This window comes from Pseudomonas sp. URIL14HWK12:I6, assembly GCF_000514195.1.
GTDB lineage: Bacteria > Pseudomonadota > Gammaproteobacteria > Pseudomonadales > Pseudomonadaceae > Aquipseudomonas > Aquipseudomonas putida_A.
Map to the genome: position 1 here is coordinate 128,329 of NZ_AZVL01000009.1, position 14,883 is coordinate 143,211.

Annotated in this window: 16 protein-coding genes and 1 pseudogene; 16 read left to right on the top strand and 1 reads right to left on the bottom strand. The window is 60.6% G+C overall.

Annotated features, from left to right (window positions below; genetic code table 11):
• Nucleotides 1–16: 16 nt before the first annotated feature.
• The 14 genes from tmk to araH all read left to right on the top strand — a co-directional run bounded on the left by tmk (nucleotide 17) and on the right by araH (nucleotide 12,985).
• Nucleotides 17–649 (top strand): dTMP kinase, encoded by a 633-nt coding sequence (tmk, locus tag H043_RS0113890; RefSeq protein ID WP_027612360.1) that lies wholly within the window; start codon nucleotides 17–19, stop codon nucleotides 647–649.
• Entirely contained in the window at nucleotides 642–1,625 is a 984-nt protein-coding gene (locus tag H043_RS0113895; protein ID WP_027612361.1) for a DNA polymerase III subunit delta', read from the top strand. The genes tmk and H043_RS0113895 overlap by 8 nt, the downstream gene beginning before the upstream one ends.
• 42 nt (nucleotides 1,626–1,667) lie before the next feature.
• Nucleotides 1,668–2,024 carry a PilZ domain-containing protein gene (locus H043_RS0113900; protein ID WP_027612362.1) on the top strand — a complete coding sequence of 119 codons (357 nt, stop codon included), beginning with the start codon at nucleotides 1,668–1,670 and terminating at the stop codon, nucleotides 2,022–2,024.
• A gap of 15 nt (nucleotides 2,025–2,039) precedes the next feature.
• A complete protein-coding gene (locus H043_RS0113905) occupies nucleotides 2,040–2,831 on the top strand; it encodes a TatD family hydrolase (RefSeq protein ID WP_027612363.1) in 792 nt (263 codons plus the stop codon).
• A 352-nt stretch (nucleotides 2,832–3,183) separates the two neighbouring features.
• Nucleotides 3,184–3,822 carry a TetR/AcrR family transcriptional regulator gene (locus tag H043_RS0113910; protein ID WP_007950805.1) on the top strand — a complete coding sequence of 213 codons (639 nt, stop codon included), beginning with the start codon at nucleotides 3,184–3,186 and terminating at the stop codon, nucleotides 3,820–3,822.
• Between the two features lie 137 nt (nucleotides 3,823–3,959).
• Complete coding sequence (locus tag H043_RS0113915; protein WP_027612364.1) at nucleotides 3,960–4,928, top strand: GTP 3',8-cyclase MoaA; 969 nt, start codon at nucleotides 3,960–3,962, stop codon at nucleotides 4,926–4,928.
• Between the two features lie 169 nt (nucleotides 4,929–5,097).
• The gene (locus tag H043_RS0113920) at nucleotides 5,098–5,703 is read left to right on the top strand and encodes a DUF4823 domain-containing protein (protein ID WP_007967613.1); all 606 of its coding nucleotides are present in this window, start codon (nucleotides 5,098–5,100) and stop codon (nucleotides 5,701–5,703) included.
• Between the two features lie 15 nt (nucleotides 5,704–5,718).
• A complete protein-coding gene (locus H043_RS0113925) occupies nucleotides 5,719–6,279 on the top strand; it encodes a DUF1285 domain-containing protein (protein WP_027612365.1) in 561 nt (186 codons plus the stop codon).
• A gap of 192 nt (nucleotides 6,280–6,471) precedes the next feature.
• A complete protein-coding gene (locus H043_RS0113930) occupies nucleotides 6,472–7,188 on the top strand; it encodes a FadR/GntR family transcriptional regulator (protein WP_027612366.1) in 717 nt (238 codons plus the stop codon).
• A gap of 132 nt (nucleotides 7,189–7,320) precedes the next feature.
• Nucleotides 7,321–8,196, top strand: coding sequence for an SMP-30/gluconolactonase/LRE family protein (locus tag H043_RS0113935; RefSeq protein WP_027612367.1), 876 nt, complete (start codon nucleotides 7,321–7,323; stop codon nucleotides 8,194–8,196).
• 270 nt (nucleotides 8,197–8,466) lie between these two features.
• Nucleotides 8,467–9,285, top strand: coding sequence for an SDR family oxidoreductase (locus tag H043_RS0113940; RefSeq protein WP_027612368.1), 819 nt, complete (start codon nucleotides 8,467–8,469; stop codon nucleotides 9,283–9,285).
• Nucleotides 9,286–9,421: 136 nt separating this feature from the next.
• Nucleotides 9,422–10,426 carry a substrate-binding domain-containing protein gene (locus H043_RS0113945; RefSeq protein WP_027612369.1) on the top strand — a complete coding sequence of 335 codons (1,005 nt, stop codon included), beginning with the start codon at nucleotides 9,422–9,424 and terminating at the stop codon, nucleotides 10,424–10,426.
• Between the two features lie 33 nt (nucleotides 10,427–10,459).
• Entirely contained in the window at nucleotides 10,460–12,004 is a 1,545-nt protein-coding gene (gene araG / locus H043_RS0113950) for an L-arabinose ABC transporter ATP-binding protein AraG (protein ID WP_027612370.1), read from the top strand.
• A 12-nt stretch (nucleotides 12,005–12,016) separates the two neighbouring features.
• Nucleotides 12,017–12,985 carry an L-arabinose ABC transporter permease AraH gene (gene araH, locus H043_RS0113955; RefSeq protein WP_027612371.1) on the top strand — a complete coding sequence of 323 codons (969 nt, stop codon included), beginning with the start codon at nucleotides 12,017–12,019 and terminating at the stop codon, nucleotides 12,983–12,985.
• Between the two features lie 12 nt (nucleotides 12,986–12,997).
• On the opposite strand, the pseudogene H043_RS30695 reads toward araH, so the two are convergent.
• A pseudogene (locus tag H043_RS30695) lies at nucleotides 12,998–13,132 on the bottom strand (metal ABC transporter ATP-binding protein); the annotation flags it as partial.
• A gap of 40 nt (nucleotides 13,133–13,172) precedes the next feature.
• Here H043_RS30695 and H043_RS0113960 point away from each other — a divergent pair.
• Both H043_RS0113960 and H043_RS0113965 read left to right on the top strand, forming a co-directional pair.
• Nucleotides 13,173–13,886: a GntR family transcriptional regulator gene (locus H043_RS0113960; RefSeq protein WP_027612372.1), complete on the top strand. Its 714-nt coding sequence runs from the start codon at nucleotides 13,173–13,175 to the stop codon at nucleotides 13,884–13,886.
• Nucleotides 13,883–14,881, top strand: coding sequence for an ADP-ribosylglycohydrolase family protein (locus H043_RS0113965; RefSeq protein ID WP_027612373.1), 999 nt, complete (start codon nucleotides 13,883–13,885; stop codon nucleotides 14,879–14,881). Before H043_RS0113960 ends, H043_RS0113965 begins: the two co-directional genes overlap by 4 nt.
• The last annotated feature ends 2 nt before the right edge of the window (nucleotides 14,882–14,883 follow it).

Genomic DNA, 14,883 nt, shown 5'->3' on the forward strand with positions numbered 1-14,883 from the left:
TGATTAAGGACTGCCTGTGACTGGCTTGTTTATTACCCTGGAAGGCCCGGAAGGCGCCGGCAAGAGCACCAACCGCGAATACCTCGCCGAGCGTCTGCGCGCCGAAGGTATCGAAGTGGTACTGACCCGCGAGCCCGGCGGTACGCCACTCGCCGAGCGCATTCGCGATGTGCTGCTGGCCCCGGCCGATGAAGTCATGAACCCCGATACCGAGCTGTTGCTGGTGTTCGCCGCGCGCGCCCAGCATCTGGCCGAAGTGATCCGTCCGGCGCTGGCGCGCGGCGCGGTGGTGTTGTGCGATCGTTTCACCGACTCGACTTACGCCTATCAGGGCGGAGGTCGTGGTTTGTCGCTGGAACGCATTGCTGCGCTGGAGACGTTCGTTCAGGGCGACCTGCGTCCGGATCTGACGCTGATTTTCGATCTGCCGGTGGAAATCGGCCTGGCCCGCGCCAGTGCCCGTGGCCGTCTGGATCGATTTGAACTGGAAGGACGGGCGTTTTTCGAAGCGGTACGCAATGCGTTTCTGCAACGCGCCGAGGCTGATCCGGCGCGCTATGTGCGCATCGATGCCGGTCAGCCATTGGTCAAGGTTCAGCAAGCGCTGGATACCTTGATTCCGAACTTGCTGGAGCTGATTCGTGGCTGAGGCCTATCCATGGCAGGACAGCCTCTGGCAGCAACTGGCCGGACGTAGCCAGCACGCCCACGCGTACTTGCTGCACGGTCCGGCCGGGATCGGCAAGCGCGCGTTGGCCGAGCGCCTGATGGCCAGCCTGCTGTGTCAGCGTCCGACCCCCGAGGCGTGCGGTGAGTGCAAATCCTGCCTGTTGCTCAAGGCCGGCAGCCATCCGGACAATTACATCCTTGAGCCGGAAGAAGCCGACAAGGCGATCAAGGTCGACCAGGTCCGTGATCTGGTCAGTTTCGTGGTGCAGACCGCGCAACTGGGCGGGCGCAAGGTGGTGCTGATCGAGCCGGTGGAGTCGATGAACATCAACGCCGCCAACGCTTTGCTCAAGAGCCTCGAAGAGCCGTCCGGCGATACCGTGCTGTTGCTGGTCAGCCACCAGCCGAGCCGTTTGCTGCCGACGATCAAGAGCCGCTGTGTACAGCAGGCATGTCCGCTGCCGGGCGAGGCCATGAGCCTGCAGTGGCTGGCGCAAGCGCTGCCGGAGTGTTCCGAAGAGGAACGCGTCGAATTGCTGACGCTAGCGGCTGGTTCGCCGTTGGCGGCAGTCAGCCTGCAGTCCCAGGGCGTGCGTGAACAGCGGGCGCAGGTGGTCGAAGGGGTGAAGAAGCTGCTCAAACAGCAGCAATCGCCGACGCAACTGGCCGAAGAGTGGAAAAGCATTCCGATGCTGCGCCTGTTCGACTGGTTCTGTGACTGGTCGAGCCTGATCCTGCGCTACCAACTGACCCAGGATGAAGCCGGCCTCGGTCTGAGCGACATGCGTAAAGTCGTGCAGTACCTGGCGCAGAAAAGCGCCCAAGGCAAAGTCCTCGATATTCAGGACTGGATTCTCGCCCAACGGCAGAAAGTCCTGAGCAAAGCCAACCTCAACCCGGCACTGCTGCTGGAAGCGTTGTTGGTGCAATGGGCGGGATTGCCTGGTCAAAGATAAGAATGTGTACCTAGACTCTGAACATCAGCAGTGGAGGTCAACATGAATGAAGCCATCAGCCCCGGGCCGCGCAACGGCATCCTGTCCCTGACGATCAAGGACAAATCGGTGCTTTACGCCGCCTACATGCCGTTCATCAAGAACGGTGGCCTGTTCATCCCGACCAACAAGAGCTACAAGTTGGGCGACGAGGTGTTCATGCTGCTGAACCTGATGGACGAGGCGGAGAAGATTCCGGTGGCCGGCAAGGTCGCCTGGATCACCCCCAAAGGTGCGCAAGGCAATCGTGCCGCCGGTGTCGGCGTGCAGTTCAATGAAGGCGACAACACCGCCCGCAGTCGAATTGAAACCCATCTGGCCGGAGCACTGAAATCCGACCGTCCCACTCATACGATGTAAGTAGCCGTCTTTTTTATGCTCGTAGATTCCCATTGTCACCTTGATCGCCTCGACCTCGCCGCCCATGACGGTTCGCTGGATGCTGCACTCGATGCGGCTCGCCAGCGAGGGGTAGGACACTTCCTGTGTATCGGCGTGAGTGCCGATAACGCCGCCGACGTCAAAGCCCTCGCCGAGCGCTACGACGACGTCGATTGCTCGGTTGGTGTGCACCCATTGGATGTGCAACCGGGCGCGGCGCCTGCACTTGACTGGCTGCTGCACGAACTCAATCACCCGAAAGTGGTGGCGATCGGTGAAACCGGTCTGGATTATCACTACGAACCGGAAGCCGCCGAGCTGCAGCAGGCATCCTTCCGCCTGCACCTGCAAGCCGCACAGCAGACTGGTAAGCCGGTGATCATCCACACCCGCGGCGCCCGTGCCGATACCCTCAAGCTGCTGCGTGAAGCGGCATTGCCCCAGGCCGGTGTGCTGCATTGCTTCACCGAAGACTGGGACATGGCCAAAGCCGCGCTGGACATGGGCTACTACATTTCCCTGTCGGGCATCGTCACCTTCCGCAATGCCGACGCCCTGCGTGATGTGGCGAGCAAAGTGCCGGCCGATCGCTTGCTGGTGGAGACCGACTCGCCGTATCTGGCGCCGATCCCTTATCGCGGCAAGCCGAACCTGCCGCAGTATGTGCGTGAGGTGGCGGAGTTTCTGGCGATGCTGCGTGGGGAGAGCTACGAGCGGTTTGCCGAGCAGACCACCGAGAACTTCAAGCGCCTGTTTCCGCTGGCCTCTGTCAAATCTGCCATGTAGGTCACCGCCAAATCGCAGGCAAAAAAAACCCGGGTTCTGGGGGGTGAATCCGGGTTAAGACCATTAGGAGTAAAACAAAGGCACGCGGTCCCTTGGTACCTTTACCGGCACGGCACTTGGGGGAGATGCCGCCCGACAGTTCAAGTATTGATCAGTCTGGCGTTCAGTCCAGTTAGCCGGTCGAGGTTTTTAAACAAATTTGGAATACGTGCGCTTCAGTTGAGTTCTCATTGCACCCCTGGCGTTCGCAAAATGAACAAGAAACGCAGATATGGTCGGATGATCCGTGCATTTTTGTGCAAGTTAGGCATAATACGCGGCTTCGAATTTTGACCCCTACAGACCTTTTCTTATGCACAAAGAACCTCGTAAGGTCCGTGAGTTTCGTCGCCGCGAGCAAGAAATTCTCGATACCGCGCTCAAGCTGTTCCTCGAACAAGGTGAAGACAGTGTCACCGTCGAGATGATTGCTGATGCCGTGGGTATCGGCAAAGGCACGATCTACAAGCATTTCAAATCCAAGGCCGAGATCTATCTGCGCCTGATGCTCGATTACGAGCGTGATTTGAACGAGCTGCTGCATTCGGCCGATGTCGACAAGGACAAGGAAGCGCTGTCCCGTGCCTACTTCGAATTCCGCATGCGCGACCCGCAGCGCTACCGCCTGTTCGACCGTCTCGAAGAGAAGGTGGTAAAAGGCAATCAGGTGCCGGAAATGGTCGAGGAGCTGCACAAGATCCGTGCCTCGAACTTCGAACGCCTGACCCTGCTCATCAAAGGCCGGATCAGCGAAGGCAAGCTCGAAGACGTGCCGCCATACTTCCACTACTGCGCGTCCTGGGCGCTGGTGCACGGCGCGGTGGCGCTGTATCACTCGCCGTTCTGGAGCAATGTGCTGGAAGATCAGGAAGGTTTCTTCCAGTTCCTGATGGACATCGGCGTGCGCATGGGCAACAAGCGCAAGCGCGACCCGGAAACACCGAGCAGCTGAATCATTCAGCGGCCTTATTGCGCCATGATTTCGCTACATGACGCAGTACCGCAGGAATATACTCAGGCATAGGGCTTGCTAAAACTTGATTTGTGAGTCAAGTTTTAGCGGCTCGAAATTCTATCGCCGGAGTGATCATGATCGTTGACCGTCAAGGCAGGCGTTTTCGCAATTTGCGCATCAGCCTGACTTCAGCCTGCAATTACGCCTGTACCTACTGCGTGCCCAACGGCAAGCGGCTGGTGGCTGCGCAGGATGAACTGTCGGCCGAGGCCATGGCCCGCGGCGTGGCTTATCTGATCGAAGCCGCCGGCATCGAGCGCTTGCGCATCACCGGTGGCGAGCCGCTGGTCAGCCCCAAACTCGAATCTTTCATGAGCGCCGTCGGCAAGATGGGCCTGGAAGACATCAGCCTGACCACCAACGGTCAACTCCTGGCGAAGAAGCTGCCGCTGCTGGTGGATGCCGGCCTGCGCCGGATCAACGTTTCTCTCGATACCCTGGATGCCGGTGCGTTCCGCAGCATTGCCCGTGGCGGCGATCTGGCGACCGTGCTCGATGGCATGGACCAGGCGAAAGCGGCGGGACTGAAGATCAAGGTCAACATGGTGCCGTTGCGTGGGCAGAACCTGGATCAGGTGATGCCGCTGCTCGATTACTGCCTGGAACGGGGCTATGAGTTGCGTTTCATCGAGTTGATGCGCATGGGCCACCTCGCCACCGACTCCAACGCCTTCCTGCAACAGTTCGTCAGCCTGCAGCAACTGCTGAGCCTGATCGGCGAGCGCTACGAGTACGCCCAGGCAGATGCGCCGGTGGATGCCACGGCCGTGCGCTATGCGATACCGGGCCGCGGCCATTTCGGCGTGATCGCCAACGAAAGCGTGCCGTTCTGCAGAACCTGTTCGCGTTTGCGTCTGTCGTCGACCGGCTGGCTGCATGGCTGCCTGTCGTCGAGCAACCGCCACTATGTCGGTGATCTGCTCGACAAGCCTCGCCATCAGGCGTTGCCGGCGTTGCAGCGTCTGTTGGTCAAGGCGTTGGGCGACAAGCAGGAAGTGGCGTTCTCCGGTGGCGCGACAATCATGAAGATCATCGGCGGTTGATCTCTATTTTTCGCGAGCAGGCTCGCTCCCACATTGATTTGCGCAATCCTGTGGGAGCGAGCCTGCTCGCGAAAGCAACTCATCATTCGACAAAGATCCTGAGCTGGCGCAAAAGCTGCATCCAACGGCCATTCGCCGGTTTTCCGTCACCGGCTTCTGGAGGATGAGGATGCGTAGCCTGGTTTTGCTGCTGGCCGTTTTGGCGCTCGGCGGCTGTATGACTGTCAGCGATATGGCCGAAGGCACTCGCTATCAGATGAGCGACGCGGGGCTGCTGGATCACAGCGACAGCCGTCGGGTGAACAACTTCCGCATTCAGCCGGATTCGTTCATCTACATCGCTCAGGGCGCATTTGCACCGCCGGGTGGCTCCTATCCGCGCCCGAACGTGGTGGCAGAAGAAGCGTTCAAGGGTTTTGTCGAATACTTCCCGATGGTCCGCCGCGCGCGTGCCCCTGAAGGCCTCGATCAGGCGATGGGCGAAGCCCGCGATGCCGGCGCGCACTACCTGCTGTACACCCGTTTCGCCAAGGCTGACGACCGTATCGGTAACTCTGACGAATGGCTCGATCAGGAGGCCGTGGATCGCCTCGGCATCGATGGCGGGGTGATTCAGATCATGTTGATCGAGACCAGCACCCAGTATTTGATTGATACTGCACGGATCAAGAGTCGTGGCGGTTTACTGACGTTCCACGATAACAAGCCGGAAGACCTGATCGGCCCGCCGCTGGCGCAATACGCGCGCAGCCTGCTGGGAGTCGGCGACCAATAAACCAAGGAGTACGCCATGAGTGGACCGCAAAAAGCCAATGACCTGTTGGGGCAGATCCCCAAAACCAAAGGCCTGCCGCCGGTGCACTTGTGGAACCCGGACTTCTGCGGCGACATCGATATGCGCATCGCCCGCGACGGCACCTGGTATTACCTGGGCACGCCGATCGGGCGCAAGCCGATGGTCAAGCTGTTCTCCACCATCATCCGCCGCGACGGCGATGATTACTTCCTGATTACCCCGGTCGAAAAGGTCGGGATCAAAGTCGACGATGCGCCGTTCGTGGCGATTGCCGTGGAAGCCGAAGGCGAGGGCGAAGCGCAGGTCCTGCGTTTCACTACCAACGTTGAAGAGACTGCTGAGGCCGGGCCGGAACATCCGATCCGCGTCGAGATCGACCCAATAACCCAGGAGCCTGCGCCTTACGTGCATGTGCGCACCAACCTCGAAGCGCTGATTCACCGCAATGTGTTTTACCAACTGGTGGAACTGGCGGTCAGTCGCGAAATCGACGGGCAGCGCTGGTTGGGCGTATGGAGTGGCGGCGAGTTCTTCCGGATCGGCCTCGAACCCTGACAATGAATCAAACGTGGGAGGGGGCTTGCTCCCGAAGGCGGTGTGACAGTCACTCTATGTATTGACTGCTGCACTGCCTTCGGGAGCAAGCCCCCTCCCGCATTAATTGATGGGCAACCTGAAAATCTGATTTGACACTCAATCATATGATCATTAGCGTGGACACCCATCGCCAAGAGCTTTGAGGTGTCCATGTCCAGCAGCTTTCATGCGTCAACAGTCGATTGGCTGGGCAGCTGGATTGCCGCTGGCCAGGTCAAACCGGGGCAGGCGATCAAGGTCGAGGCGGATCTGGGCGAGCAGTTGGGTGTCAGCCGCACGGTGATTCGCGAAGCGATCAAGACTCTGGTCGCCAAAGGCATGCTCGAAGTCGGGCCTAAGGTTGGCACTCGCGTGTTACCGGTACGGCGCTGGAACCTGTTCGATCCGCAAGTCGTCGGCTGGCTCTCACGCAACGGCCTGCCGGAAAACTTTGTTGATGACCTGCTCGACTTGCGCCGCACCATCGAACCGATGGCCGTGCGCTGGGCCTGCGAGCGCGCCAGCCTGGAGCAGATTCACGCGGTGCAACTGGCCTACAACGCGCTGGAACGGGCGGTCGACAGCGGCATTGATTACAACCGTGCCGACCAGTCCTTCCACGAATGCATTCTGGCGGCCAGCCACAACCAGTTCATCGAGCAAATGGTCCCGGCCCTCGGCGCCTTGCTCGCCGTGTCGTTTGAAGTCTCCGCTGCCGACCCCGATGAACTGCGTCGCACCTTGCCGATCCACAAAGACATGGCCGACGCCATTGCTGCCCGTGATTCAGCACGCGGGGTCTGGGCCTGCATGACCTTGATCGACAACGCCGACCTGGCGATCAAACGCTTTTACCCGCAGGTGATGGCCAACAAAAAAGCCAGTTGACAACACAAATTCCCCTGTAGGAGTGAGCCTGCTCGCGATAGCGGTGGGTCAGTCACAATCGTCGTCACCGACCCACCGCTATCGCGAGCAGGCTCACTCCTACAGTTAGAACAACAACATGAAGGATTCAATATGCCGTTGACCGCCGTAACCCAACACCGCGCCAGGCTCGGTGAAGGGCCATTCTGGGACGCCCCGACCCAGGCGCTGTACTGGGTCGATATCGCCGGCAAGCAGGCGCTGCGGCTGATCGGCAACAACGTGCAGATCTGGCAGATGCCCGAGCACGTTTCCGCGTTCATCCCCTGTGCCAGTGGCGACGCGTTGGTGACATTGAGCAGCGGCGTGTATCGACTGGATTTCGATTCCCCGGGCCTCGAACCACGCCTCACGCTGTTCTGCATCGCCGACCCGCAACCCGGCAATCGACCCAACGAAGCACGCTGCGACGCCCAAGGCCGACTGTGGCTCGGCACCATGCAGAACAACATCGGTGACAACGGCGAAGACCTGCCGATCGAGCGTCGTTCCGGCGGCTTGTTTCGCATTGATCCCGACCAGCGTGTCACTCCATTGCTGCTCGGTCTCGGCATTCCCAACACGCTGTTGTGGAGCGACGACGGCACCAGACTGCTGTTCGGCGACAGCCTCGACGGGGCGCTCAATCGCTATTTCATTCACACCGACGGTAATCTCGGCAACGCCGAAATCTGGTACGGCCCCGACCAGAACGGTGGCCCGGATGGTTCGGCAGTCGACGCCGAAGGGTATGTGTGGAACGCGCGTTGGGACGGCAGCTGCCTGTTGCGCCTGACGCCGGACGGCAAGGTCGACCGTAAAATCGATCTGCCTGTCAGCCGTCCAACCAGTTGCGTATTCGGCGGCGAAGACCTGAAAACCCTGTACATCACCAGCGCCCAGAGTCCGCGCAACCATCCACTGGATGGCGCAGTCCTGTCGATGAGGGTCGATGTGCCGGGCAAACTTTGCACACGCTTCGCTGGCTAAATCCCAAAATATGGGATGCAAAATTATATATTGAGATTATTTGGCAGTCGGGTTTATAGTCGGCTCCAGCAGTAACACGCACTCACACTTAAAAAGAACAAAACAGGTGAAGTGATGCAGCGAACCTCTATCGCACTCCTCAGCGGAGTCAGCGTCTCGCGACGGACCGGCGTCGCTCGCCGCGCCTGCCTGTTTCGTTTTCACAGTTTTCCAGACCGGACATCGGCAGATGCCCGGTTTTTTTGTGCTGACGAACAGGAGTCCTGATCCATGGCTGAACCTCTTTCCTTGCCGCCGGTGCCCGCGCCGCCGAAGGGTGAGCGTCTGAAAAACAAGGTGGTGCTGCTGACCGGTGCCGCTCAAGGCATCGGCGAGGCGATCGTTGCCACGTTCGCCTCGCAGCAGGCCAGACTGGTGATCAGCGATATTCAGGCAGAGAAGGTCGAGAAGGTTGCCGCCCAGTGGCGCGACAAGGGCTACGACGTGCAGGCGATCAAGGCTGACGTCTCGCGCCAGCAAGACCTGCATGCCATGGCCAGACGGGCGATCGAGCTGCACGGGCGCATCGACGTGCTGGTCAACTGCGCCGGAGTCAACGTGTTCCGCGACCCGCTGCAAATGACCGAAGAAGACTGGCGTCGTTGCTTCGCCATCGATCTGGACGGTGCCTGGTACGGTTGCAAAGCCGTGCTGCCGCAGATGATCGAGCAGGGTGTCGGCAGCATCATCAACATCGCCTCGACCCATTCCAGCCACATCATTCCCGGCTGTTTCCCGTATCCGGTGGCCAAGCACGGCCTGCTTGGGCTGACCCGAGCGCTGGGCATCGAATATGCGGCGAAGGGCGTTCGGGTCAACGCCATCGCCCCGGGGTACATCGAGACGCAACTCAACGTCGATTACTGGAACGGTTTTGCCGATCCGCACGCCGAGCGTCAGCGAGCATTCGATCTGCACCCGCCGAAGCGCATTGGCCAGCCGCTCGAAGTGGCGATGACCGCCGTGTTTCTGGCCAGTGATGAAGCGCCGTTCATCAATGCCTCATGCATCACCATCGATGGTGGGCGCTCTGTGATGTACCACGACTGAGTGGATCGTGTTTCAGGCGGTGAACTCCGCGTGAAATCCAATCATCATACGATATGACTATTTTTGTCCTACATTGCAAAACCAGGCTTTAACGTTTTTCAAATAACGCTCAAAAAAAATAACAAGGAGTCAGCTTATGAAACGTCGTTTCGGGATTCGTACCCTGTGCAGTGCCGCCCTGGCGGTCACCGCGTTCAGTCTGAGCAGTACGCTGCTCGCTGCCGATGCCGTGAAAATCGGTTTCCTGGTCAAACAGGCTGAAGAGCCGTGGTTCCAGACCGAGTGGGCCTTTGCCGAGAAAGCCGCCAAGGACAAAGGCTTCGAACTGATCAAGATTGCCGTGCCAGACGGTGAGAAAACCCTCTCGGCCATCGACAGTCTCGCCGCCAACGGTGCCAAGGGCTTCGTGATCTGCCCGCCGGATGTCTCGCTCGGCCCGGCGATCATGGCCAAAGCCAAACTCAATGACCTCAAAGTGATTGCCGTGGACGATCGTTTCGTCGACGCCAACGGCAAGTTCATGGAGGACGTGCCGTACCTCGGCATGGCCGCGTTCGAAGTCGGCCAGAAGCAGGGCAACGCGATGGTCGCCGAGGCGAAGAAACGCAACTGGGACTGGAAAGACACCTACGCGGTGGTCAACACCTACAACGAACTCGACACCGGCAAGAAGCGCACCGACGGTTCGATGAAGGCGCTCGAAGACGCCGGCCTGCCGAAAGACCACATCCTGACCGCCGCGCTGAAAACCCTCGATGTGCCGGGCAGCATGGACGCCACCAACTCGGCGCTGGTCAAGCTGCCCAGCGCAGCAAAGAACCTGATCATCGGCGGCATGAACGACAACACCGTACTCGGCGGCGTCCGCGCCACCGAAGCCGCCGGGTTCGCTGCGGCCAATGTGATTGGTATCGGCATCAACGGCACCGACGCCATCGGCGAGCTGAAAAAGCCCAACAGCGGTTTCTTCGGTTCGATGCTGCCTAGCCCGCACATCGAAGGCTACAAGACTGCCGAGATGATGTACGAGTGGGTCACCACCGGCAAAGAACCGCCGAAGTACACGGCGATGGACGACGTCACCCTGATCACCCGCGAGAACTTCAAGCAAGAGCTGGAAAAAATCGGCCTGTGGAATTGATGGCTGCTCGATCGGTGTGAAGAGGTGACTCAGATGCACGCGCAAGTACAGACACACTCAAGCAGCGCCGGCGGCAGCCTGCGCTTCAACGGGATCGGCAAGACCTTCCCCGGGGTCAAGGCGCTGGACGCCATCAGCTTCGTCGCCCATCCAGGGCAGGTGCACGCCTTGATGGGCGAGAACGGCGCCGGCAAATCGACCCTGCTGAAAATCCTCGGTGGCGCCTACATTCCGAGCAGCGGCGAGTTGCAGATCGGCGAGCAGACCATGGCGTTCAAGTCGACCGCCGACAGCATCGGCAGCGGCGTCGCGGTGATTCACCAGGAGCTGCATCTGGTGCCGGAAATGAGCGTGGCCGAGAACCTGTTTCTCGGTCATCTGCCGGCCAGTTTCGGCCTGATCAATCGTGGCGTCCTGCGCCAGAATGCCTTGGCCTGCCTCAAGGGCCTGGCCGATGAAATCGATCCGCAGACCAAGGTCGGGCGCCTGTCGCTCGGTCAGCGGCAACTGGTGGAAATCGCCAAGGCGCTGTCCCGTGGCGCGCATGTGATCGCCTTCGATGAGCCGACCAGCAGCCTCTCGGCGCGCGAAATCGACCGTTTGATGGCGATCATCAGTCGCCTGCGGGACGAAGGCAAAGTGGTGCTCTACGTCTCGCATCGCATGGAAGAAGTGTTCCGCATTTGCGACGCGGTGACGGTGTTCAAGGACGGCCGTTACGTGCGCACCTTCGATGACATGAGCCAGTTGACCCACGATCAACTGGTGACCTGCATGGTCGGCCGCGACATTCAGGACATCTACGATTACCGCAGCCGTCCACGCGGCGCGGTGGCATTGAAGGTCGACGGTCTGCTTGGCCCGGGGCTGCGTGAGCCGGTGAGTTTCGAGGCGCACAAGGGCGAGATTCTCGGGCTGTTCGGCCTGGTCGGGGCCGGGCGCACCGAGCTGTTCCGCTTGCTCAGCGGGCTTGAACGCAACACCGCCGGACGCCTCGAATTGCGCGGGCATGAATTGAAGTTGCGCTCGCCGCGTGACGCGATTGCCGCCGGGATCCTGCTGTGCCCCGAGGACCGTAAAAAAGAGGGGATCATCCCGCTGGCCAGCGTTGCCGAGAACATCAACATCAGCGCGCGCGGCGCCAATGCCAGCCTCGGCTGCCTGCTGCGCGGGCTGTGGGAGAAGGGCAACGCCGACAAGCAGATCAAGGCGCTGAAAGTCAAAACCCCGCACGCCGGTCAGCAGATCAAATTCCTGTCCGGCGGCAATCAGCAGAAGGCGATTCTCGGTCGCTGGCTGTCGATGCCGATGAAGGTCCTGCTGCTCGACGAGCCGACTCGCGGCATCGACATCGGCGCCAAGGCCGAGATCTACCAGATCATCCATAACCTGGCCGCCGACGGGATTTCGGTGATCGTGGTGTCCAGTGACCTCATGGAGGTGATGGGCATTTCCGACCGCATTCTGGTGCTCTGCGAAGGCGCGCTGCGCGGCGAAGTCAGCCGCGACCAGGCCAATGAATCCAACCTGCTGCAACTGGCTTTGCCGCGCCATCGCGCTGACGGCGTGGCGAACTGAGAGGTGAACATGATGACCATCCAAAACAAGGCGCTGCCGACTCCCCGCAAACCGCTGGACCTGCGGCGCTTCCTCGACGACTGGGTCATGCTGCTGGCGGCCATCGGCATCTTCGTCGCCTGTACCTTGCTGATCGACAACTTCCTCTCGCCGCTGAACATGCGCGGGCTGGGCCTGGCGATTTCCACCACCGGCATTGCCGCGTGCACCATGCTCTACTGCCTGGCGTCGGGGCACTTCGACTTGTCGGTGGGTTCGGTAATCGCCTGCGCCGGGGTGGTGGCGGCAGTGGTGATGCGCGATACCAACAGCGTGTTCCTCGGCGTCAGCGCGGCGCTGGTGATGGGCCTGATTGTCGGGCTGATCAACGGCATCGTGATCGCCAAGTTGCGGGTCAACGCGCTGATCACCACGCTGGCGACCATGCAGATCGTTCGCGGCCTGGCCTACATTTTTGCCAACGGCAAAGCGGTGGGCGTGTCGCAGGAATCGTTCTTCGTCTTCGGCAACGGCCAGTTGTTCGGCGTGCCGGTGCCGATCCTGATCACCATCGTCTGCTTCCTGTTCTTCGGCTGGCTGCTGAACTACACCACCTACGGGCGCAACACCATGGCCATCGGTGGCAACCAGGAAGCGGCGTTGCTCGCCGGGGTGAACGTTGACCGGACCAAGATCATCATTTTCGCCGTGCACGGCGTGATCGGTGCGCTGGCCGGGGTGATTCTCGCTTCGCGCATGACCTCCGGGCAGCCGATGATCGGCCAGGGTTTCGAGCTGACGGTGATTTCGGCGTGTGTGCTCGGCGGCGTGTCGCTGAGCGGCGGGATCGGCATGATCCGCCACGTGATTGCCGGGGTGCTGATTCTGGCGATCATCGAGAACGCGATGAACCTGAAGAACATTGATACGTTTTATCAGTATGTGATTCGTGGTTCGATTCTGTTGCTGGCCGTCGTCATCGATCGCCTCAAACAACGGTAATCTTCAATCCCCCTGTGGGAGCGGGCTTGCTCGCGAATGCGGCGTGTCAGTCAATATTTTCGGCGTCTGACACAGCGCTTTCGCGAGCAAGCCCGCTCCCACAGGGGACCGCGCCGAGCCAGACCTTCCGTCATCTCTCCTAAAAATTCCTTGCTCGCCCGCGCCCGTTTCGGTTATCACTTTGTACATGATTAGACAGGTACGATTTGACAAGAAACAACGGGTGGTCGACGAACTCGTCCGGCGCATTGAAAGCGGCCTCATGGAGGACGGCTTTCTGTTGCCCGGCGAGCATCAGTTGGCTCAGGAATTCAACGTCAGCCGTGGCACGTTGCGCGAAGCGCTGGCCGAACTGAAGCGGCGCAATTACATCGCCACGCAAAGCGGGGTCGGCTCCATTGTCACGTTCGACGGTGTAGCGCTCGATCAGCGCAGCGGCTGGGCGCAGGCGTTGGCCGACAGCGGGGCGCTGATCAACACCGAAGTGCTGCGCCTGGAAGCGGTGACGCGGCCTGATCTGCTTTCGCGCTTCGGCACCGACCAATTCATCACCCTCGATCGCCGTCGTCGTTCCAACGACGGCACGCTGGTGTCCCTTGAACGTTCTTTGATGCCGGCCACCGGCGGCCTGGAAAGCCTGCCGCGGGTCGGTCTGATCGACAACTCGCTGACCATCACCCTCGCTGCCTACGGCTACATCGGCGAGCGCGGCGATCAGTGGATTGGCGCCGAACCACTCAATGCCGAAGACGCCGAACTGCTCGGGCGCCCGGTCGGCACCGTGTTCCTCAAGGCCCTGCGTACCACCTACGACCGGCAGAACCGTTTCATGGAGCAGGTCGAAAGCCTGCTCGACCCGGTGCATTTCCGCCTGCACCTGCAATTTGGAGAATCGAAATGACCGCGCTCAACCGTGCCCTCGGTGCGTTTTATGGCCTGGCCCTCGGTGATGCGCTGGGCATGCCGACGCAATCGTTGAACCGCGAAACGATCAAGACCCGCTTTGGCCGGATCACTGATCTGCAGGACGCCGGTCCTCTGCAACCGATCGCCGCCAACATGCCCAAAGGTTCGATCACCGATGACACCGAACAGGCGATTCTGGTCGGTCAGTTGCTGGTCGAAGGCAAGGGTCAGATCGAGCCGGCAGTCCTCGCCCAACGGCTGATCGAATGGGAAGCCGAGATGCAGGCCAAGGGGTCGCAGGACCTGCTCGGCCCGTCGACCAAACGCGCCATTGAAATGATCCTCGCCGGGCATTCGCCGGAGGAGGCCGGGCGTTACGGCACCACCAACGGCGCGGCGATGCGCATCACTCCGGTGGGCATTGCGGCAGACGTCGCTGATCCCGAGCGTTTCATCGCAGCCGTGGTGCAGGCCTGTCAGGTCACCCACAACACCACGCTTGGGATTTCCAGCGCGGCGGCGGTGGCGGCGGTGGTTTCGGCCGGGATCAACGGCATGGATCTGGGCGAGGCGCTGAACCTCGGTCAGCAGATCGCGCAACAGGCCGAGGCACATGGTCACTGGGTGGCCGGCGGGCGCATCGCTTCGCGCATCAGTTGGGCGCGAACCATCAGCGTCGATAGCGACAAGGCGCTGTTGGCGGATCTGCTGTACGACGTGATCGGCACGTCGGTGGCCTCGCAGGAATCGGTCGTGGTGTCGTTCGCCCTGGCGCAGCAAGTGGCGGTCGGCGAAATGAGCGCGTTCGAAGCGTTGTGCATGGCCGCCAGCCTTGGCGGCGACACTGACACCATCGCGGCGATTCTTGGCGCCATGCTCGGGGCCTGCCTGGGCCTTGAGAGCTGGCCTGCCGAGATGATCGAGACGGTGAAGGCTGTCAATCATCTGGAGCTTGAGCCGTTGGTGCAGGGGCTGTTGGCCTTGCGTTGATC

Bases quoted from the DNA above. Each gene is read 5' to 3' on its own strand.
- H043_RS0113960 (WP_027612372.1), top strand. From the start codon at position 13,173: ATGATTAGACAGGTACGATTTGACAAGAAACAACGGGTGGTCGACGAA.
- araG (WP_027612370.1), top strand. From the start codon at position 10,460: ATGCACGCGCAAGTACAGACACACTCAAGCAGCGCCGGCGGCAGCCTG.
- H043_RS0113905 (WP_027612363.1), top strand. From the start codon at position 2,040: ATGCTCGTAGATTCCCATTGTCACCTTGATCGCCTCGACCTCGCCGCC.
- H043_RS0113940 (WP_027612368.1), top strand. From the start codon at position 8,467: ATGGCTGAACCTCTTTCCTTGCCGCCGGTGCCCGCGCCGCCGAAGGGT.
- H043_RS0113915 (WP_027612364.1), top strand. From the start codon at position 3,960: ATGATCGTTGACCGTCAAGGCAGGCGTTTTCGCAATTTGCGCATCAGC.
- H043_RS0113910 (WP_007950805.1), top strand. From the start codon at position 3,184: ATGCACAAAGAACCTCGTAAGGTCCGTGAGTTTCGTCGCCGCGAGCAA.
- H043_RS0113900 (WP_027612362.1), top strand. From the start codon at position 1,668: ATGAATGAAGCCATCAGCCCCGGGCCGCGCAACGGCATCCTGTCCCTG.
- H043_RS0113935 (WP_027612367.1), top strand. From the start codon at position 7,321: ATGCCGTTGACCGCCGTAACCCAACACCGCGCCAGGCTCGGTGAAGGG.
- araH (WP_027612371.1), top strand. From the start codon at position 12,017: ATGACCATCCAAAACAAGGCGCTGCCGACTCCCCGCAAACCGCTGGAC.
- H043_RS0113965 (WP_027612373.1), top strand. From the start codon at position 13,883: ATGACCGCGCTCAACCGTGCCCTCGGTGCGTTTTATGGCCTGGCCCTC.
- H043_RS0113920 (WP_007967613.1), top strand. From the start codon at position 5,098: ATGCGTAGCCTGGTTTTGCTGCTGGCCGTTTTGGCGCTCGGCGGCTGT.
- H043_RS0113925 (WP_027612365.1), top strand. From the start codon at position 5,719: ATGAGTGGACCGCAAAAAGCCAATGACCTGTTGGGGCAGATCCCCAAA.
- H043_RS0113930 (WP_027612366.1), top strand. From the start codon at position 6,472: ATGTCCAGCAGCTTTCATGCGTCAACAGTCGATTGGCTGGGCAGCTGG.
- H043_RS0113945 (WP_027612369.1), top strand. From the start codon at position 9,422: ATGAAACGTCGTTTCGGGATTCGTACCCTGTGCAGTGCCGCCCTGGCG.